Source organism: Aquimarina macrocephali, assembly GCF_051627225.1.
Taxonomy (GTDB): Bacteria; Bacteroidota; Bacteroidia; order Flavobacteriales; family Flavobacteriaceae; genus Aquimarina; species Aquimarina macrocephali.
This window is the reverse complement of sequence record NZ_CP151795.1, coordinates 2,703,545-2,723,004: the sequence shown is the minus strand read 5'-3', so window position 1 is coordinate 2,723,004 and position 19,460 is coordinate 2,703,545. Positions and strand designations below refer to the sequence as shown.

The 19,460-nt window shown below is 33.3% G+C and carries 16 protein-coding genes; 10 read left to right on the top strand and 6 right to left on the bottom strand.

Going from position 1 to position 19,460, the window contains the following annotated elements:
• Positions 1–17: 17 nt before the first annotated feature.
• A complete protein-coding gene (locus AAFU52_RS11775; protein ID WP_438426510.1) occupies positions 18–2,189 on the bottom strand; it encodes a S9 family peptidase in 2,172 nt (723 codons plus the stop codon).
• Positions 2,190–2,572: 383 nt separating this feature from the next.
• On the opposite strand from AAFU52_RS11775, the gene AAFU52_RS11770 reads away from it, so the two are divergent.
• The 6 genes from AAFU52_RS11770 to AAFU52_RS11745 all read left to right on the top strand — a co-directional run bounded on the left by AAFU52_RS11770 (position 2,573) and on the right by AAFU52_RS11745 (position 9,280).
• On the top strand, positions 2,573–3,889 hold the full coding sequence (locus AAFU52_RS11770; protein WP_438426635.1) for a hydroxymethylglutaryl-CoA reductase, degradative: 1,317 nt from the start codon (positions 2,573–2,575) through the stop codon (positions 3,887–3,889).
• A complete protein-coding gene (locus tag AAFU52_RS11765; protein WP_438426509.1) occupies positions 3,890–4,813 on the top strand; it encodes a GYDIA family GHMP kinase in 924 nt (307 codons plus the stop codon).
• Between the two features lie 297 nt (positions 4,814–5,110).
• Positions 5,111–5,770: an ArsR/SmtB family transcription factor gene (locus tag AAFU52_RS11760; protein WP_438426508.1), complete on the top strand. Its 660-nt coding sequence runs from the start codon at positions 5,111–5,113 to the stop codon at positions 5,768–5,770.
• 12 nt (positions 5,771–5,782) lie between these two features.
• Positions 5,783–6,898, top strand: coding sequence for an MBL fold metallo-hydrolase (locus AAFU52_RS11755; RefSeq protein WP_035093254.1), 1,116 nt, complete (start codon positions 5,783–5,785; stop codon positions 6,896–6,898).
• A gap of 32 nt (positions 6,899–6,930) precedes the next feature.
• Complete coding sequence (locus AAFU52_RS11750; RefSeq protein WP_438426507.1) at positions 6,931–8,133, top strand: MFS transporter; 1,203 nt, start codon at positions 6,931–6,933, stop codon at positions 8,131–8,133.
• Position 8,134: 1 nt separating this feature from the next.
• On the top strand, positions 8,135–9,280 hold the full coding sequence (locus tag AAFU52_RS11745; RefSeq protein ID WP_438426506.1) for a cysteine desulfurase family protein: 1,146 nt from the start codon (positions 8,135–8,137) through the stop codon (positions 9,278–9,280).
• 138 nt (positions 9,281–9,418) lie between these two features.
• On the opposite strand, the gene odhB is transcribed toward AAFU52_RS11745, so the two are convergent.
• Together odhB and AAFU52_RS11735 are read right to left on the bottom strand one after the other, a co-directional pair.
• Entirely contained in the window at positions 9,419–10,630 is a 1,212-nt protein-coding gene (gene odhB, locus AAFU52_RS11740; RefSeq protein WP_438426505.1) for a 2-oxoglutarate dehydrogenase complex dihydrolipoyllysine-residue succinyltransferase, read from the bottom strand.
• Between the two features lie 69 nt (positions 10,631–10,699).
• Positions 10,700–13,474 carry a 2-oxoglutarate dehydrogenase E1 component gene (locus AAFU52_RS11735; RefSeq protein ID WP_438426504.1) on the bottom strand — a complete coding sequence of 925 codons (2,775 nt, stop codon included), beginning with the start codon at positions 13,472–13,474 and terminating at the stop codon, positions 10,700–10,702.
• 114 nt (positions 13,475–13,588) lie between these two features.
• On the opposite strand from AAFU52_RS11735, the gene AAFU52_RS11730 reads away from it, so the two are divergent.
• Positions 13,589–14,113, top strand: coding sequence for a hypothetical protein (locus tag AAFU52_RS11730; RefSeq protein ID WP_024772435.1), 525 nt, complete (start codon positions 13,589–13,591; stop codon positions 14,111–14,113).
• Positions 14,114–14,120: 7 nt separating this feature from the next.
• Here the strand turns inward: AAFU52_RS11730 and AAFU52_RS11725 are convergent, their stop codons facing one another.
• The 3 genes from AAFU52_RS11725 to AAFU52_RS11715 form a co-directional block, all read right to left on the bottom strand.
• Positions 14,121–14,747, bottom strand: a complete 627-nt coding sequence (locus AAFU52_RS11725) for a hypothetical protein (RefSeq protein WP_438426503.1) — start codon at positions 14,745–14,747, stop codon at positions 14,121–14,123.
• Positions 14,748–14,814: 67 nt separating this feature from the next.
• Positions 14,815–15,168: a hypothetical protein gene (locus AAFU52_RS11720; RefSeq protein ID WP_438426502.1), complete on the bottom strand. Its 354-nt coding sequence runs from the start codon at positions 15,166–15,168 to the stop codon at positions 14,815–14,817.
• Positions 15,161–16,135, bottom strand: a complete 975-nt coding sequence (locus AAFU52_RS11715) for a polyprenyl synthetase family protein (protein WP_024772438.1) — start codon at positions 16,133–16,135, stop codon at positions 15,161–15,163. Before AAFU52_RS11715 ends, AAFU52_RS11720 begins: the two co-directional genes overlap by 8 nt.
• 184 nt (positions 16,136–16,319) lie before the next feature.
• Between AAFU52_RS11715 and AAFU52_RS11710 the strand changes: the two genes are divergently transcribed.
• The 3 genes from AAFU52_RS11710 to AAFU52_RS11700 are packed head-to-tail and all read left to right on the top strand — an operon-like array spanning position 16,320 to position 19,460.
• On the top strand, positions 16,320–16,919 hold the full coding sequence (locus AAFU52_RS11710) for a TetR/AcrR family transcriptional regulator (RefSeq protein ID WP_024772439.1): 600 nt from the start codon (positions 16,320–16,322) through the stop codon (positions 16,917–16,919).
• A 5-nt stretch (positions 16,920–16,924) separates the two neighbouring features.
• A complete protein-coding gene (locus tag AAFU52_RS11705) occupies positions 16,925–18,286 on the top strand; it encodes a TolC family protein (protein WP_438426501.1) in 1,362 nt (453 codons plus the stop codon).
• Positions 18,287–18,293: 7 nt separating this feature from the next.
• Positions 18,294–19,460 carry an efflux RND transporter periplasmic adaptor subunit gene (locus AAFU52_RS11700; RefSeq protein WP_024772441.1) on the top strand — a complete coding sequence of 389 codons (1,167 nt, stop codon included), beginning with the start codon at positions 18,294–18,296 and terminating at the stop codon, positions 19,458–19,460.

Genomic DNA, 19,460 nt, shown 5'->3' with positions numbered 1-19,460 from the left:
TGTGTTTGTTTAATTAATTATAAGTTGTTTTTAATGAAGTTAGTCATCTTATTATATAAATGTAATCTAGTATTACCACCGTAAATTCCATGGTTTTTATCGGGATAAATTGCCCAATCAAAATCTTTATTTGCTTGTATCAATGCTTCAACCAATTGCATTGTATTTTGAACATGCACATTATCATCTGCACTACCATGTACTAATAAGAATTTTCCTTTTAATCCATTCACAAAATTAATAGGCGAATTATCGTCATATCCTTTTGCATTCTCCTGAGGAGTCATCAAATATCGTTCCGTATAAATGGTATCATAAAATCTCCAACTCGTAACCGGAGCCACAGCAATTGCCATTTTAAAAGTATCCGGAGCTTTAAACAAACAATTACTAGACATAAAACCTCCGTAACTCCATCCCCAGATCCCAATTCGGGATGCATCTATATACTCTAATGCTCCAAAATGCTTTGCAGCAGCAACCTGATCCAGAACCTCTAGATTTCCTAGATCATTTTGAGTAGCTTTTTTAAACTTGGCGCCTTTTAAGCCAGTTCCTTTACCATCAACACAAACAACAATATATCCCTGTTGTGCCAACATCATATACCAATAATCATTTGCTCTATGCCAGGAATTCTTTACCGATTGAGATCCTGGTCCAGAATACTGATACATAAACAATGGATATTTTTTCTTTGGATCAAAATCTTTGGGCTTGATCATCCAGGTATTTAATTGTTCTCCATTAACTTCTATAGTAGAAAACTCCTTTGGTCTTACATCGTATTTTGCCAGTTTCTCTAGCAGCCCTTTGTTATTCTTGATTTCACGAACAACTTTTCCTGTCTTGCCATCATTTAGCGAATACTCATAAGGAGTAGTCGCATTAGAAAAGTAATTAATATATAAACTAAAATCTGCACTAAAGTCTGCATCATTAGTTCCATCTTTTTGACTTAATCGCTTTTTATCTTTTCCATCCAAAGTAACACTATAAATATCTCTATTGATACTTCCGTTCTCTACACTTTGATAGTATATAGTTTTATTCTTTTTATTATAACCATAATAACTAGTTACTTCCCAAGGTCCTTTGGTAACCTGATTTACCAATTCACCAGTTGCTGCGTGATGATATATATGATTATATCCATCTTTTTCGCTAGTCCATATAAAGCTATTATCGTCTAAGAATGTAAGATTATCTGTAATATCTATATAAGCATCATCTTTTTCATTAAGTACAACTTTTGTAGCTTTGGTCTTGGCGTCTACAAAAATTAAATCCAGATTATTTTGATGCCTGTTCATTACCTGTACGCTCAAAATATCTGGATTTGCTGTCCATTTTATTCTAGGGATATAAAAATCTTTATAATCGCCTAGTTTAATTTCGTCTAATGCCATTGCACTAATATCTGCTACATACAGGGAGACTTTTGCATTCTTCTCTCCTGCTTTAGGGTATTTAAAAACCTCTTGTTTTTGATATAAATCTTTACCATAAACATCCATAGAAAACTCAGGCACTTCTCTTTCATCAAATCGCAAAAATGCAATTTTGTTACTATCCACACTCCAATCAAAGGCTCTAACAAACGAAAACTCTTCTTCATACACCCAATCTGTAATCCCGTTGATTATTTCATTTTTCTTACCATCATCTGTTAATTGCACTTCCTGTCCGGTCACAAAATTTAGCATATAAATATTATTATCCAGAATGTAAGCTATCTTATTTCCATCTGGAGATAACATAGGAGATTGTATTTTTTTATCACTGACTTTAAAAATACCTTTAGAAGGAACATCATAAACATGATAAATCCCTTTTGAAGAACGACGATATATCTGCTCTAGCCCACTAGAAAGTAAAACTCTATTTTCATCTTTACTAAAAGAATATCCTTGAAACGTAGATAGGTCATCAATAGAAGCAGTACTTATTAAGGTTCTTACTTTTTCACCAGTTTCATATGAATAGACCTCAATATTAATTGCTCCAGAAACCGCATCCTTTTCTATAACCGAATATTCGATCCCATTCTTCATAGAATGCAATGATTGCAGCCCTTCTGTTCTGAAAGTTCCCCCCCAAATTTCCTGTAAAGTAAAAGCTTTGTCTTGTGCTGATGTTACAAGCCCTATAAAAATTGTAATCGTAAAAAACAATTTTGTAATTTTCATATGATATAATTTTAAAAATTGTTGACGCCAAGAATACTCAAAAATCCGTGAAAAATACAACAATTGCTGTTAAATACAATAAAATCATAAAATCATACGTGTTTTTTTTATCATATTATCAATAACATCTAGAGTTTTGCCTGCTTATTTCATTATTTGCAAACAAGTATATTTACGCAATTACTAACCAACACAAAGCTCATAAAACAATCATTTACACCTGTTTATTGTCTAAAATATTAATCTTAAAAAATCTCTATTTCTCAATTTCATATCTAAATCAACACATCTAGAGTAATGCTTTTGATATATCAAAAATCATTTCCCTATGTGTATGACAAAACAGAATAGTATATTTGAAGCCACTAATAACAACAAACATAATGGCACCTGTAGTTTCTGGGTTTTCTAAACTCTCTAAAGCTGATAAAATCAAATGGTTAGCAAAACACCATTTTAATGATGATCAAAATGCAGTAGACACTTTAGTAACCTATTGGAATTCTGATGAGGGACTTCAACAGCTTCATGATGAATTCACCGAAAACACTATTTCTAATTATTACCTGCCTTTTTCGGTAGCACCAAATTTTCTTATTAATGATAAGCGGTATACGCTGCCTATGACCATCGAAGAAAGTTCTGTGGTTGCTGCAGCAAGTAAAGCTGCTAAATTTTGGCAAACACGTGGTGGTTTTAAAGCCGAAGTGCTATCATCTATAAAAGTTGGACAGGTGCATTTTACATATGTCGGAAACTCTGAAAAACTGCAACAATTTTTCTCTATAGTTAAATCCAAGCTATTAACATCTGCATCCCATATAACTAAGAATATGGAAAAACGAGGTGGTGGAGTAATTGATATAGAGCTTCGTGACAAAACAACAGAAATTGACAACTATTACCAATTGCATTGCACTTTTGAGACGGTTGATGCTATGGGAGCTAATTTTATTAACTCCTGTCTGGAACAGTTTGCAAAAACAATGGTTACAGAAGCAAAAGAATATCATAGTTTTTCTACTCCCGAAAAAGATATTGAGATTATTATGAGTATTCTCTCCAATTATGTTCCGCAGTGTTTGGTAAAAGCATCTGTATCTTGTGACATAAAGGATTTACCTAGCACTACATCGCTTTCTTCTCTGCAATATGCCAAAAAATTTGTGAGAGCAGTACGTATTGCCGAAGTTGAACCTTACCGTGCAGTAACACACAATAAAGGAATCATGAATGGTATCGATGCAGTAGTATTAGCTACAGGGAATGATTTTAGAGCAATCGAAGCAGGAGCACATGCTTATGCATCAAGAAATGGAAAATACACCAGTCTTACTCACGCAGAAATACAAAATGATATTTTCACTTTCTCTATTAAATTACCTCTTGCACTAGGTACTGTTGGTGGCTTAACTTCACTTCACCCTTTAGTAAAATTGGCATTGCAGCTTCTTGAAAAACCTAATGCCAAAAAATTAATGGAAATAACAGCTGTAGCAGGACTTGCTCAAAATTTTGCAGCCATAAATTCATTAATTACAACAGGAATCCAACAAGGACACATGAAAATGCACCTGATGAATATCCTTAATCAATTTAAAGCCACAGAAGACGAAAAAAAACAGCTTATAAAATATTTTGAAACAAATGCTGTTACCCATAATGAAGTGGTAACACAGATTGAAAAACTAAGAGCTTAAATGAAAAAATCCTTTTATAGTCATGGTAAATTATTGCTTACATCCGAATATTTGGTATTGGATGGAGCATGTGCCTTAGCTATACCTACCAAAAAAGGACAATGGTTGTTAATTGAAGAAAGTGATGCCTCTGAAATTATATGGAAAAGCTTTGATGAAGAAGGAAACTGTTGGTTTGAGACTAATTTAATCTTAGAAGGTAATACCTTTAAGTCTACTCAGGATAATATTAAAGAAAATAACATCTCTACTATTCTTATTGATATTCTTACTGCCGCAAAAGAATTAAATCCTAATTTTCTTTCCCCTGAAAAAGGATATCGTATAGAAAGCAGATTAGAGTTTCATAGACAGTGGGGGCTTGGATCTTCTTCTACATTAATTAACAATATTGCACAGTGGGCAAAAGTAGATGCATTTGCTTTACTTGAAAAAAGCTTTGGAGGTAGTGGATATGATATCGCATGTGCACAGCATGACTCTCCTATTTTATACAAACGTAATGAAGGTAATCCTACAGTAAAAACTGCTAATTTTGACCCTCCTTTTAAAGAAAATATTTTTTTTGTCTACCTAAATCAAAAACAGGATAGTAAAGCTTCTATTAAACACTATCAGGCATTACCTTTAAAAGATTTTGATAATGCAGAAGTAGCGGTAAATGAAATTACTTCTAAAATATTAGATTGTCCTACGCTAGAGGAGTTTAATACACTAATAGATTTGCACGAAGAAATTATTTCTAAAATCATTAAAACTCCCACAGTAAAGTCTACCTTATTCTCTGATTATCCAGGTAGTATTAAAAGTCTTGGCGGCTGGGGAGGTGATTTTGTTTTGGTTACCGGAAATTCTTCAGAAATGGAATACTTTAAGAAAAAAGGATACCATACAATTATTCATTATGATAAGATGGTGCTATAGTTATTCCTAATAACCAAACGAACATCTACTTATTCCCAAAAACCATAATATTTTAATTGATTTACCGGTTTTTTTTATTGGTCAAGACTTCTCACATGTAAATTATTCCTTAAAAAAAATGCTCTAGTGGCATTACGTAAAACTATAATTATCTCTTAATCTACATAGACATCAGCAAAAAACATAAATTAATTTCTCTTTTTTTAAGAGTTACAATCAGCTGATTATCAAAAAAATGTGTTAAAAAATTGTTTTAATTCAATTATTCAATATATTTGTTGAATAATTGAATTTATAATGAACAAACAAGAATTTAAAAACAGTATTTACCAAGAGATTGCTAATGTCGCAAAAGCTTTAGCAAATCCCTATAGACTTCGGATCCTTAATCTTATATCTCAAGACGATTATTCTGTAGAGCAAATTGCAGATGAGATAGGAGTATCAATCGCCAACGCATCACAACATCTACAAGTACTTAAAAAGGTGAAACTTCTTAAAACCACAAAGAATGGGCATTATGTGATTTATTCTTTATCCAACAAAAATGTGTATACGCTTTGGAATTCTCTACAGAGCTTTAGCCTACAAAACAGTCTCGAAATACAAGCAACTCTACAAAACTTTAAACAAGAGAAATTCGCAGCAGTATCCTCTATCAACATTGATGAAATAGTAGCAAATAGCAATTTTGATGACTTATACTTTTTAGATGTTAGGCCTGAAAAAGAATTTAAAAAAGAAGCTATTGCAAATGCAAAATCTATACCTATAGAATTACTCAAAGACAATATAACTCAGTTACCAAAAAGCCAACAAATAATAGTGTATTGCAGAGGTCCTTTATGTGTCTTTGCGGATGAAGCGGTTCAATATCTACAGGAAAACGGCTATGATGCAATTCGTCTTCAGGAAGAAGTCTTAGAGTGGAAACAAAAAGGATTACCTGTTAACTAAAAAAAGAGTACGATGAACTTAAAAAACACAAAAACTATCAAAGTAGCAGATCTCAGAATTTTATTAGAAAACAAGGTTCCTATTCAAATTTTAGATGTAAGACCAAAAGAAGAGCGGGAAGAGTGGAAAATTCCCGAGAGTGATTTTGTAGATGTATACACTCAACTAAAAGCAGGGGAAAAAAATCTATTTTCAGACATTAATTTTTCCAAAGACATACCAGTTGTAACGGTTTGTAGTGCCGGAAAAACCAGTTTAATAGCTGCAGAACAACTTCAAGACAGAGGAATAAAAGCATATTCTTTAGAAGGCGGAATGCGTGAATGGACAACCGCATGGAATACAGCACAAACAAAAGACAGCAAAGAAACAACAATCATTCAAATTCGAAGAACAGGAAAAGGCTGTCTATCTTATATTTTAGAAAACAATGGAGAAGTTATAATTATTGATGCTTCTATAGACTCTAAAGTTTATACCAATATCGTTCAACAAAATAATTGGAAAATAAAATATGTTATAGATACTCATATCCATGCAGATCATTTTTCGAGAGGAAAACAGTTAGCAGAGAAATCCAATGCTATTTTACTACTTCCTAATCAGAATATAGTAACGTATAAGTTTGAGCCAATTGTAGATGGCACTATTCTTAACTTTGGGAATGCTAAGCTTAAGGCAATTCATACACCTGGACATACACATGAAAGCTATTCTTACTTGGTAAATAACGAATCCTTATTCTCTGGAGACACCCTATTTACAACAGGTGTTGGAAGACCCGATTTAAAAGCCACAAAAGAAATTGCAAAACAAAAAGCCAGTTTACTGTATCAATCACTGCAAAAATTAGTTACACTTCAAAGTTCACTCATTGTTTATCCTGGTCATATTAGTCATCCTGTTTCATTTGATGAAAATATGGTATGCAGTAACCTCGAGGACATCAAAAATAATGTGAATGTATTGCAACTCGATAAGGAAGGTTTTATTGATAACCTATTGCAAAAAATCCCTGAAACTCCCCCAAATTATGAAGAAATAGTAAAACTAAATATAAAAGGAAGTGCAAAAGGAGCAGATTTAATTGAACTGGAGGCAGGTGCTAATCGTTGTGCCATTTCTTAATACACTTCATAAAACAAGTTAATCATAACCAAATGGAAGAAAAAAACATACAATTAGGGTTAAAAGAAAATTGGAGGCAATTTACACTTTTGTTGATTGTAAATGCTTTTGTTGGAGGAATGGTAGGATTAGAACGTACTATACTTCCAAAATTGGCCGAAGAAGAATTCTCTATTATTGCTACTTCTATAGTACTATCATTTATAATTGTCTTTGGGATAACAAAAGCCATTACCAATTATTTTACAGGAGTATTAGCAAATAGCATCGGGCGCAAAAATTTATTGATTATTGGATGGTTAATAGCTATTCCTATTCCGTTTATCTTAATCCATGCCCAACATTGGAACTGGATTATTTTTGCTAATGTATTATTAGGAATTAATCAAGGACTAACCTGGTCAAGCACCGTAGTAATGAAAATCGACTTAGTGGGAGAAAAACACCGCGGATTAGCCATGGGACTTAACGAGTCTTTTGGATATTTTTCTATCGCTCTGGTTGCATTCACTACAGGATGGATAGCTTCTGAATATGGTTTACGCCCGTATCCTTTTTACCAAGGTATAGGCTTTGTTGTATTGGGTTTACTAATTAGTATTTTTTTCATAAAAGACACTGCAAAACATGTTGCTGTAGAAACAAAAACAAATGATATAAAACCTCTCCCAAATATTTTTTGGGACACCACCTGGAGGAACAATAATCTAGGATCTATTTCACAAGCAGGATTTATTAACAACCTAAACGACGGCATGATCTGGGGAATACTTCCAATTATCCTGGCTAATAGAGGCTTTAGTTTAAAAAACATCGCAATCATTGTAGCCATATATCCTGCTATATGGGGTATCGGACAATTAGTAACCGGAACATTATCTGATCATTACAACAAAAAAATGATGTTATTCACAGGGATGGTGTTACAAGGTATTGCATTAATTTTGATGTTTTGGACATCATCTTTTATTCAATTCCTTATACTCTCGTCGATCTTAGGAGCGGGAACTGCCATTGTATATCCAACCTTTTTATCTGCCATCGCAAGTTTTACACACCCCAGTCAAAGAGCCCAAAGTATAGGAGTTTTTAGATTATGGAGAGATTTAGGTTACGCTTTTGGTGCATTATTGACAATTATTATGGCTCAATTTTTTGAAGTAGATATTACAATAATTGCAATAGGAGTATTAACTATAGTATCATCAATCATTATCAAAATAAGGATGACATAACATGGATACAGCATTTATATATTTAGACCACAACGCTTCTACACCAGTCGATTCTAGAGTAGCAGAAGTAATGTTACCTTTTTTAACTAATCATTACGGAAACCCCTCTAGTATTAATACTCAAGGAATAAAAGCAAAAGAAGCCATTGAAAAAGCCCGTAAACAAGTAGCAAATCTAGTAGGAGCTACTCCCGAAGAAATCATATTCACTAGTGGTGGAACAGAATCAAATAATCATGCCATTATTGGTACAGCATTGGCCCATAAAACAAAAGGGAATCACATCATCACCTCATCAATAGAACATCCCGCTGTACTAGAAGTTTGCAAACACCTAGAAGGTCAAGGATTCAAAATTACTTATATAGATGTTGACAAAAACGGAATTGTTGATAGCAATAAAATCGAAAAAGCAATATTACCAGAAACTATTTTAATTTCTATTATGCATTCTAATAATGAAATTGGTAGTATACAACCAATACGGGAAATAGGTGAAATCGCAAAGAAACACAATATTCTTTTTCATACAGATGCTTCACAGTCGATAGGGAAAATAACAGCTAACGTTATCGATCTAAACGTGGATTTATTAACCATTGCAGGTCACAAATTTTATGCTCCAAAAGGTATTGGCGCATTATACATCAAAAACGGAACCTCTTTGCATAAATTAATGCATGGTGCAGGTCATGAATTTAATAAACGCCCAGGAACCGAAAACACAATGTACATAGCTGGTTTAGGTAAAGCTTCTGAAATAGCTCTTCAAGAATTTGACACAAATACTGTGCAAATGCAAATGATGAGGAATTATTTATTAGAACAATTAAATAATCTAAATTTAGATACTTTTATAAATGGAGATTTACAAAAAACTTTACCCAACACTCTTAATATCAGCTTTAGAAATATTGATTCGAATGCAGTTATATTCAGTATAAGAAATGAAATAGCTATATCTGCAGGTTCTGCTTGTCATTCTGGTACAACCAATTTATCTAATATACTCAAATCAACTTTATCTGATTATGAATACGCCAAAGGAACATTCCGGTTTTCTGTAGGTAAAAACACTACCAAACAAGAAATTGATAATGCTATAGTTATTCTCTCAAGAACTTTTAAAAAGTATCAAACTGTATAGAAATTAAGAGTAATAATGCAAGGCGTCTCATAATAAATCCTATATACTAAACTACAGGTTTCTGTTTTAAATTTCTCAAAACAAAAGTGCCTCAATTATATAATTGAGGCACTTTTGTTTTATACTAAAAATACTTTATTATAATTCTAAAGTTTTAGTTACATTATTATCCATTAGTAACTCTTCTGGGTTTTCTAATGCTTCTTTTACCGCTACAAGGAATCCTACAGATTCTTTACCATCGATAATTCTATGATCATAAGATAATGCCACATACATAATAGGTGCTACTACAATTTGTCCATCTCTTACAATTGGGCGCTCTACAATATTATGCATCCCTAAGATAGCACTCTGTGGGGGATTAATAATTGGCGTAGATAACATACTACCAAAAACTCCACCATTAGTAATAGTAAAAGTCCCTCCTGTCATTTCATCAACAGTAATCTGACCATCTCGTGCTCGGATTGCTAATCGTTTTACTTCTGATTCTACTCCTCTGAAACTTAGATTTTCTGCATTACGAATCACAGGTACCATTAGCCCTTTAGGGCCTGAAACAGCAATACTAATATCTTGAAAATCAAAAGAAATCATTTCTTTACCATCGATCATCGAATTTACAGATGGGTACATTTTTAATGCTCGTACACATGCAAGAGTAAAGAAAGACATGAATCCTAAACTTACTCCATGTTTACTTTTAAATGTTTCTTTATACTGACTACGAAGATTAAAAATAGGTTGCATATCTACTTCGTTAAACGTAGTAAGCATTGCTGTTTCATTTTTAACTGAAACCAAACGTTCTGCTACTTTACGACGAAGCATTGATAATTTATGACGCGACTCTCCCCTACTTCCAAGTCCAGGAGTTCCCAATGCTGGTTTTGCATCTAATGCATCAGCTTTAGTAATACGCCCGTCTCGGCCTGTTCCTTTTACCTGACTAGCATCTATACCTTTCTCGGTAAGTACTTTTTTAGCTGCAGGAGAAGCGGTTCCTGTAGCATATGTTTCTGTCTTAGCAGGAGTTTCTTCTTTTTTCTCCTCTACTTTTGGAGTTTCTTTAGCAGGAGCTGATTTAGCAGCACTACCTTCGGGTTTGGCCGCTTCTGTATCAATAAGACACACTACTTGACCTACTGCTACCGCATCACCTTCTTCTGCCATAAGTGTGATAACTCCACTTACCTCTGCGGGTAATTCTAAGGTTGCTTTATCACTGTCTACTTCGGCAATTGCCTGATCTTTTTCGACATAATCACCAGTCTCAACAAGCCATTGAGCTATTTCTACTTCTGTAATAGATTCTCCCGGTGATGGGACTTTCATTTCTAAAGCCATAATTCTGAATTTATCCTTTGTATAATTTCCTTCGGAAATTTTTAACTATACTTACTTATTTACTAAATTTTATCTTCTTTGATTATTCTTTGTTTTATCAAATACATAATCAATTACTTGTTGATGTCTTCTTTTCGATCTGGTTGCACTCCCAGCTGCAGGAGCTCCATATGATCTTCTACTTGCAAATCTAAATATTTTTGCTTCATCATAGTTCATTAACATATGACTTAACGCTCCCATATTGCGCGGTTCTTCTTGTGCCCAAACCACTTCATCTGCTTTATATTTTTTAATCATAGCATCCATTTCTGCCGCTGGTAAAGGGAATAATTGCTCTATTCTTACCAAAGCAACATCTTTCCTTCCTAGTTTTTCTTTTTCCTCTAATAAATCATAATAGAATTTACCAGTACAAAAAACCAGTGTTTTTACAGCTGTCGCTTTTGCATCGGGATCATCTAATACTGTATGAAACTTTCCGTTAACAAATTCATCTACAGAAGAATGTACTTTAGGGTGACGTAACAAACTCTTTGGTGTAAATACAATTAAAGGTTTACGGTATTTTGCTTTCATTTGCCTACGTAGCAAATGAAACAAATTAGCAGGCGTTGTTACATCTGCTACAAACATATTATCTTTTGCACAAAGTTGAAGATATCGCTCCATACGAGCCGAAGAGTGTTCTGCTCCTTGCCCTTCATAACCATGTGGTAACAACATCACCAAACCATTTTGTAACTTCCACTTATCTTCTGCAGAAGAAATATACTGATCCAGCATAATCTGTGCACCATTACTAAAATCTCCAAATTGTGCTTCCCAAATAGTTAAAGTTTTTGGACTTGCCATCGCATACCCATAATCAAATCCTACTACTCCATACTCTGACAATAATGAATTATAGATATAAAAATCTGACTGATCTCCTTTTAGATTATTTAGTAATACTACCTCTTCTTCACTATCTTCTACTTTAATAACAGCATGTCTATGCGAGAACGTTCCTCGTTCTACATCTTGCCCGCTCATTCTAACATCATATCCTTCTTTTAACAAAGAGCCATAAGCTAATAGCTCTCCCATTGCCCAATCTAACTGGTCTGTATCAAAGAATCTTTTATGTCGGTCATTTACTATTTTCTCTATTTTACGAAGAAATTTTTTCTCCGAAGGAAGCCTGGTAATAACTTCTGCTATTTCGGTAAGTTTATCTTTTGGATAAGTAGTATCAACTACTTCCATCATTTTATCTTCTTGTACTCTTTCAAAACCAGCCCATTCATCTTGCATAAATGGAGTTATCGCAGTTTTTTCCTGCTTACGAGAATCCTCTAACTCTTCTTCAAGAGATGCTTTATATTCTTTTTCAAGTTTTGCAACATGGTCTTTATCTATAATACCTTCAGAAACCAGTTTTTCTGCATAAATATCTCTCGGGTTATTGTGTTTGGCAATAGCCTTATACAACTTAGGCTGGGTAAAGCGTGGTTCATCTCCTTCATTATGTCCATATTTACGATACCCAAGTAAATCTATAAATACGTCACGGCCAAAGTTCATTCTAAAATCTAATGCAAAATTAGTTGCATGAACTACTGCTTCTGCATCATCTGCATTTACATGTAAAACAGGAGATAAGGTAACTTTTCCAACATCAGTACAATATGTCGATGAACGCGCATCCAGATAGTTGGTGGTAAACCCAATTTGATTATTTACTATTATATGTATAGTTCCTCCGGTTTTATATCCATCTAGCTGAGCCATTTGAACAATCTCATAAACTAGTCCTTGTCCTGCTACAGCCGCGTCTCCATGAACTACTATTGGTAATACCTGAGAAATATCTTCTTTATAATGCGTATCTTGTTTTGCTCTGGTTATTCCTTCTACCACAGCACCTACCGTTTCTAAATGCGATGGATTTGGAGCAATATTCATATTAATCGCTTTTCCAGAATCCGATTCTCGTTTAGAAGTCCAACCCAGATGGTATTTTACATCTCCATCAAATACTGCTTCTTCATAGTCTTTTCCATCAAATTCGCTAAAGATATCTTTTGGGCTTTTTCCAAAAATATTTGTAAGTGTACTTAAACGACCACGGTGTGCCATACCCATTACAAATTCTTTTACTCCTAAATTGGCTGCCTTTTCTACTAATGCATCAAGGGCAGGAATAAGAGATTCTCCTCCTTCGAGAGAGAATCGTTTTTGTCCAACATATTTAGTATGTAAAAAGCTTTCGAATGAAACTGCTTGATTTAATTTTCTAAGGATATGTTTCTTTTGTTCTACAGAGAATTTAGTTCTATTAGTATTAAAATTAACCCTAGCTTGTATCCATTCTCGTTCTTCGGGGTCACGAATATACATATATTCGATACCAACAGAATCACAGTATATTTGTTCTAGAAGAACAATAATATTACTTAGCGTACTGGGTCCTATCCCAATAATTTCTCCTGCATTAAAAACCGTATTAAGATCACCTTGACTTAATCCAAAATTTTCTAAAGCTAATGTTGGGATATATTTTCTTCGCTCTCTTACCGGGTTTGTTTTGGTAAACAAATGCCCTCGAGTTCTATACCCATCTATTAATCGAACTACCTGAAATTCTTTTTGAACATTTTGGGGAATGGCAACAGTTTCACCTGGTGCTTGATCAACATACATAGTTTCTCCTAAACTATTAGCGCTTTCTAACCCAAAATCAAATCCTTGAAAAAATGCCCTCCAACTGGGTTCTACACTATCAGGGCTCTGTAAATATTGATCGTATAAATCTGCAAAAAATGCGGTATTAGCCGCATTTAAAAATGAATATTTATCCATATGTAAGTATTCAACTGTCTTTTAAATAATAAAACGCCACAAAAATACAATAATTACGGTATATTAGGTATCGAATTATTTATATTTATCTTATAATTTTTCATAAAATTAACAATGAAAGTAAATGTTCATCAAAATATTAAAATCGTTGTCTTAGTTCTTTCAATTCTATTTTCCTTACAAAAAAGTTATTCTCAAAACAATGATTTTTGGTCCAACATTAGTTTTGGAGGCAATCTGGGAATCGGTGTTGGTAATGATACTTTTAGTGGAGTAATCGAGCCATCAGCGTTGTATAATTTTAATGAACAATTTGCTGCAGGAATAGGAATTAGTTTTGGGTATATCGAATCCAATAATTTTACCGCAACTAATTATGGGGGAAGTTTACTCGCTTTTTATAGCCCAATACGAGAAATTCGTCTCTCTCTTGAGTTTCAGGAAATGGGGGTTTCGAGAACTCTTGAAATTGAAAACACAGTAGATCTCAAAGAAGAGTATTGGTATCCGTCATTATTTATTGGTGCAGGTTATCGCATAGGCAATATAAGTGTTGGTATTCGTTATGATCTCCTTTATGATACCGATAAAAGTATATACGGAAATGCCTATGTTCCATTCGTAGGTGTATTTTTCTAAGATTGTCTTACCACAAATAAAAAATACAACCATATGGCTTTCCACCATATTTTACGAGTTTTTTTTCTGCTTTACGAAGTATTCTATATTTATAACGTAGGTCTTCAATATCTATAGTGCAATCTACTTTTTTAAAACTAAGCGTATTAAAAAAATCTTGATCCCACTCTGACTGTTTTTTCATATCCTGCCTTTCATGACACATTACAATACGGTTTTGGCTTAAAAATGATCGATTCTCGGTAACATCTAACACTTTTTCCATCGAAAAAGAGGCCTCTCTTTCACTCTTGGTATAACGAGTATTAGCTCTAATAATCTCGGTAAATGTTGTATATAACCGTAGCGTATCATTTTCTATATAGTAATATTCTAAACTATTATCCCAGTTTTGTTTATAGATATGTTTTATCAGTTTTAATTGATCATTTTTATAATAATAATAAATATTCCCAGAGAAATACTCTGAACAATTATACCTTTTAGACACTTGTTTAATCAAAGTATCCCTTTCTTTTTCACCAACTTCTTTCAAAAACTCTTCATAAGAAGCATTCATCTTATCTTGAGAAATCTCTTGGCCATAATTAAAGGTTAAGACAAAAAACAAAAAAACACTACTATATAACTTCATACATTTAAAATTTCCTGTTATCCTATATTCTATTTTACATCTAGATAATTTTTTGATAAACATAGCCTCATCCTTTGTTTCTGTACCAAACTTTTTGCCACTCTCGCTTTAGAATCAAATATGTAGCATATTCTGCCATATCAACACTATCTTCAGAATCCAGGTTTCTTATTTCAGCTTCAGAGACATCTACTGCATACAATAAGTTAAGATACTCATTAAAAGCATTCTGCAATTTTTCAATAAGCAAATACACTACTTCAGAAAACAAATCCTGAGGAGCCTTACTTTTGATATCATAATCAATCCCTGCACGATTCAAGTCCTTTTGTAACTGCATCAGAAATTGAGGGTACAGATCAGAATTAGAGACCTCATCCATTAATTGCTTTGCAGTAATAAGACTATATTTACTAGACACTTCGATTCATTAATTTTTCTCCAAACGATTTCAATATCGTTTTTTTATCTTCTGCAATAGAGAGATTTTCTAAAACTGAAAATGCTTTATTGGTATATTTCTCAATCTCTAATCGTGTTTTATCTTTTGCTCCTGTAGTCTCGAAAAGATGCTTTATGATATCTATTTTTTGAGATGGATCATCTGGGCTAAGAGAGAATAATTCTCTTAATTGTTTCTGTTCATCTTCACTTGCAAACTCCAAAGCTTTTAGATATAAAATAGTTTTCTTATTCTCGATGATATCTCCTCCTACTTGTTTACCAAAGGTTTTTGGATCACCAAAAGCATCTAAATAATCATCCTGAAGTTGAAATGCTAATCCCAATAATCTTCCAAAATCATAAATCGAAGACCTACAATCTTCTGGAGCATTGGCTACGACAGCTCCCATTCTCATTGCTGCACCAACTAAAACCGCCGTCTTATATTCGATCATTTTGATATATTCGGGAATAGTTACATCATCTCTGGTTTCAAAATCAATATCATATTGTTGCCCTTCACACACCTCTATTGCCGTTTTGGTGAATAGTTTGGCCAACTCTCTAAAAGTATTTCCTTCATAATTTTCAAATAATTGATACGCATTAATCAACATCGCATCTCCTGAAAGAATTCCCGTATTTATATCCCATTTCTCATGAACAGTTTCCTTGCCTCGTCTAAGAGGTGCATCATCCATGATATCATCATGTATTAATGAAAAATTATGAAAAACCTCTATTGCTAATGCCGCATCTAGAGCCTTTTTATAAGACCCTCCAAAAATTTCGGAAGTCATTAATACCAAAATCGGTCGTAATCGTTTACCACCAAGATTAAGGATATAAGATATAGGTTCGTAAAGATTCTTGGGTTCTTTAGTTATCGTTTTTTTAGATAGATATTCTAAAAAATACCTCTGATAATCAGAAATTGTGTGCACAGTATTTTTTTATGCTAAAGTAATTGAAACTTTTTAAAAAACTGATGCTAATTATAATCTCATATCTAAAACATTTTATCAATCAAAATTTGACATAGTGTTAAAAATTTGTGAAACTCAGGAAACTTTTATTGTTTTTAAAGTTTCCGGATGTACATTTGGCCAAAAAATAAGAATCCCTTTAATGAAAGACAAAATAATAGAAAAAGCTAATGACATGTTTTTGAATTTGGGTTTTAAGAGTGTCACCATGGATGATCTTGCTACTGAAATGGGTATTTCTAAGAAGACAATTTATACTCATTTTCAAAATAAAACCGAATTAGTAAAAGCTACCACAGATCATTTGTTTTGTATTATATCTAATGGAATAGACACTATTGTAGATAAAAAAAATGGGCCTATCGAAGAGTTATATGCAATCAAAGCCTTTGTGATGCATCATCTAAAAAATGAAAAAACTGCTCCACAATATCAACTTCAAAAATACTACCCAAAGATATACAAAACTCTTAAAGCTAAGCAATTTGAGGTTATGCAAGAGTGTGTTATTGAAAACCTGGATAGAGGGATAAAAAAGGAGGTTTTTAGAAAAAATATAGACATCCAATTTATTTCAAGAATATATTTTAATGGAATGATCGGAATTAAGGATCAGGAAATGTTTCCGATGCAAAAATTTCCTATAACTCAGCTTATGGCAGATTATCTGGAATATCATGTTAGGGGCATTGCAACAGAAAAAGGATTAAAAATTTTAAACAATCTACTAATAAAAGAGTAATATCTATGAGAAACAACCTTTGGTTAATCTGTCTGGGTTGGTTATTTACAACCACAATATTAGCCCAACAGCCACCAGCAAATTCTTCATATTCCTTTACACTAGATGAGGCGATAGAATTCGCATTAGAAAACAGTTATCAATCTATTAATGCAAGACGCGATGTAGCTAAAGCACTTAAAAGAAAATGGGAAACCACAGCAGATGGTCTTCCTCAAATTAATGCATCGATTGATTATCAAAATCAATTAAAACAACCTGTTTCGCTATTACCAGGAGAAGTTACTGGCGGGGATCCGGGAACTTTTGTCCCTGTAGTTTTTGGAACAAAACAGCAAGCATCGGCAACAGCAACTCTAAGTCAACTTATTTTTGACGGATCATATTTGGTTGGCTTGCAAGCAGCAAAGAGTTTTTTACAATATAACAATGATGTTGAAGAAAAAACCCAACTCGAAGTTCGTAAAGGTGTTATTAACGCTTATGGAAGCGTACTTGTCGCTCAGGAAAGTGTAAAGATTCTTAAAAATAATGTCACTACTCTAGAGAAAAATTACCTGGAAACAAAAAAGATTTTTGAGAATGGTCTGGCAGAAGAGGAAGATGTAGAACAACTACAAATTACTTTATTACAGATTACAAATCAGCTTAGTAACGCAGAACGGTTAGAAAAAATCTCCATGCAAATGTTTAATTTAACTCTTGGAGTACCTGTCGATTCGAATATCGTACTTTCTGATAATTTGGATGGTCTTGCTTTGAAAAATATGGATCGATCTGTTATCGCCAAACCATTTATTATAGAGAATAATATAGATTACAGATTAGCACATCTTCTTACCGAACAAACGCGGTTAGAGTTAAAACTAGAAAAAAGTAGGGCACTCCCCTCTCTGTCTGCTTTTGTTAATTACGGTACACAAGCGAACAGCAATTCTTTTACCTTTTTAGACAGTGATCAACGTTGGTTTCAATCTTCTATTTTAGGAGCAAGTCTTAATATTCCAATTTTCAGTTCTTTAAAAAGAAGTGCCCGAACACAACAAGCCAAAATAGCTGATGAACAGTCAAGAACCGATTTTCTGAGAATTCAACGAGAGATACAACTTAAATATGACACTGCTATAAGTGATTACAAATTTTCGATAGAAAGTTATAATACCTCGAAGCAAAATTTAACACTTGCAGAGCGAATTGAGAAAAAAAATCAGATTAAATATACAGAAGGTCTTGCCTCTAGTTTTGAATTAAGACAAGCGCAATTACAATTATACTCTTCTCAGAATGAAGTATTGAATACTATGCTTAACATTATCAACAAAAAGGCAGAACTAGAAACGATTTTAAATACACCAAATAATAATTAACCATATTATGAAAAAGATACTTACCATATTATCTATATCACTTCTTATCATTTCATGTGGACAAAATGATACAAAGTCTATCGATAAAATTATAGAAGACGGTAATCTACAAGCAATACGTGCCAAAAGAACCGAAATAGCAGCCAAACAACAAGCCGTTGCTGATCAATTAAATCAATTAGATGAAGCAATAGCCTCTTTGGATTCTGTAAAAAAACTTCCTTTGGTAACCACAATTACGGCAAAAGATACGCTGTTTAATCATTATCTGGAGTTACAAGGAAATGTAGAAACCAAGAAAAATTTAGTTCTATATCCTGAGATGAGTGGGATTATGACCAGAGTTTATGTTAAAGAAGGACAAAAAGTATCCAAAGGTCAATTACTTGCCAGAATTGATGATGGTGGATTAGGTCAGCAATTGTCACAAGTAGAGGTACAAGCACAATTAGCTAAAACTACTTTTGATCGTCAAAAAAGACTTTGGGAACAAAAAATTGGTTCGGAAATTCAATATCTTGAAGCTAAAACAAATTTTGAAGCACAGCAAAATGTGGTAAATCAGATCAAACGCCAATTAGCCAAAACAACTGTAAACGCACCGTTTTCTGGAGTTATTGATGATGTGATTACAGAACAGGGAAGTGTAGTTTCTCCAGGGCAAACAGAACTGATACGTATAGTTAACTTAGATGATATGTATATTGAAACCGAAGTGCCAGAACGTTATATCCCAAGTGTTACTGTGGGTAAAAATGTAGAAGTACATTTCCCGGTTCTCGGAAAAACAATTAGCACAAAAATCCGTCAAGTAGGAAATTATATCAATCCAAACAATCGTTCTTTTATGGTAGAAGTAGGTATTCCTTCAAATGGAGGAACTGTAAAACCTAACCTTACAGCCAAGGTAAAAATCAATGATTATACTAATGAAAAAGCGATCTTAATACCACAAAGTATTATTTCTGAAAATGCAGAAGGAGATCAATATACCTATGTTACCTCTGGAAAAGATGGTCAGAATGTGGCTGAAGCCAGAAGAGTAATTGTAAAAACAGGGAAGACACAAGGAGACCTTATAGAGATCACAGAAGGTATTAATAATGGAGATGCTATTATTAGTGAAGGTGCAAGAAGTGTAAAAGATGGTCAGAAAGTTAAAATTTTAAACTAA

Excerpts from the sequence above, each read along its gene's own strand:
- AAFU52_RS11775 (WP_438426510.1), bottom strand. The coding sequence starts at position 2,189 with ATGAAAATTACAAAATTGTTTTTTACGATTACAATTTTTATAGGGCTT.
- AAFU52_RS11770 (WP_438426635.1), top strand. The coding sequence starts at position 2,573 with ATGGCACCTGTAGTTTCTGGGTTTTCTAAACTCTCTAAAGCTGATAAA.
- AAFU52_RS11765 (WP_438426509.1), top strand. The coding sequence starts at position 3,890 with ATGAAAAAATCCTTTTATAGTCATGGTAAATTATTGCTTACATCCGAA.
- AAFU52_RS11760 (WP_438426508.1), top strand. The coding sequence starts at position 5,111 with ATGAACAAACAAGAATTTAAAAACAGTATTTACCAAGAGATTGCTAAT.
- AAFU52_RS11755 (WP_035093254.1), top strand. The coding sequence starts at position 5,783 with ATGAACTTAAAAAACACAAAAACTATCAAAGTAGCAGATCTCAGAATT.
- AAFU52_RS11750 (WP_438426507.1), top strand. The coding sequence starts at position 6,931 with ATGGAAGAAAAAAACATACAATTAGGGTTAAAAGAAAATTGGAGGCAA.
- AAFU52_RS11745 (WP_438426506.1), top strand. The coding sequence starts at position 8,135 with ATGGATACAGCATTTATATATTTAGACCACAACGCTTCTACACCAGTC.
- odhB (WP_438426505.1), bottom strand. The coding sequence starts at position 10,630 with ATGGCTTTAGAAATGAAAGTCCCATCACCGGGAGAATCTATTACAGAA.
- AAFU52_RS11735 (WP_438426504.1), bottom strand. The coding sequence starts at position 13,474 with ATGGATAAATATTCATTTTTAAATGCGGCTAATACCGCATTTTTTGCA.
- AAFU52_RS11730 (WP_024772435.1), top strand. The coding sequence starts at position 13,589 with ATGAAAGTAAATGTTCATCAAAATATTAAAATCGTTGTCTTAGTTCTT.
- AAFU52_RS11725 (WP_438426503.1), bottom strand. The coding sequence starts at position 14,747 with ATGAAGTTATATAGTAGTGTTTTTTTGTTTTTTGTCTTAACCTTTAAT.
- AAFU52_RS11710 (WP_024772439.1), top strand. The coding sequence starts at position 16,320 with ATGAAAGACAAAATAATAGAAAAAGCTAATGACATGTTTTTGAATTTG.
- AAFU52_RS11705 (WP_438426501.1), top strand. The coding sequence starts at position 16,925 with ATGAGAAACAACCTTTGGTTAATCTGTCTGGGTTGGTTATTTACAACC.
- AAFU52_RS11700 (WP_024772441.1), top strand. The coding sequence starts at position 18,294 with ATGAAAAAGATACTTACCATATTATCTATATCACTTCTTATCATTTCA.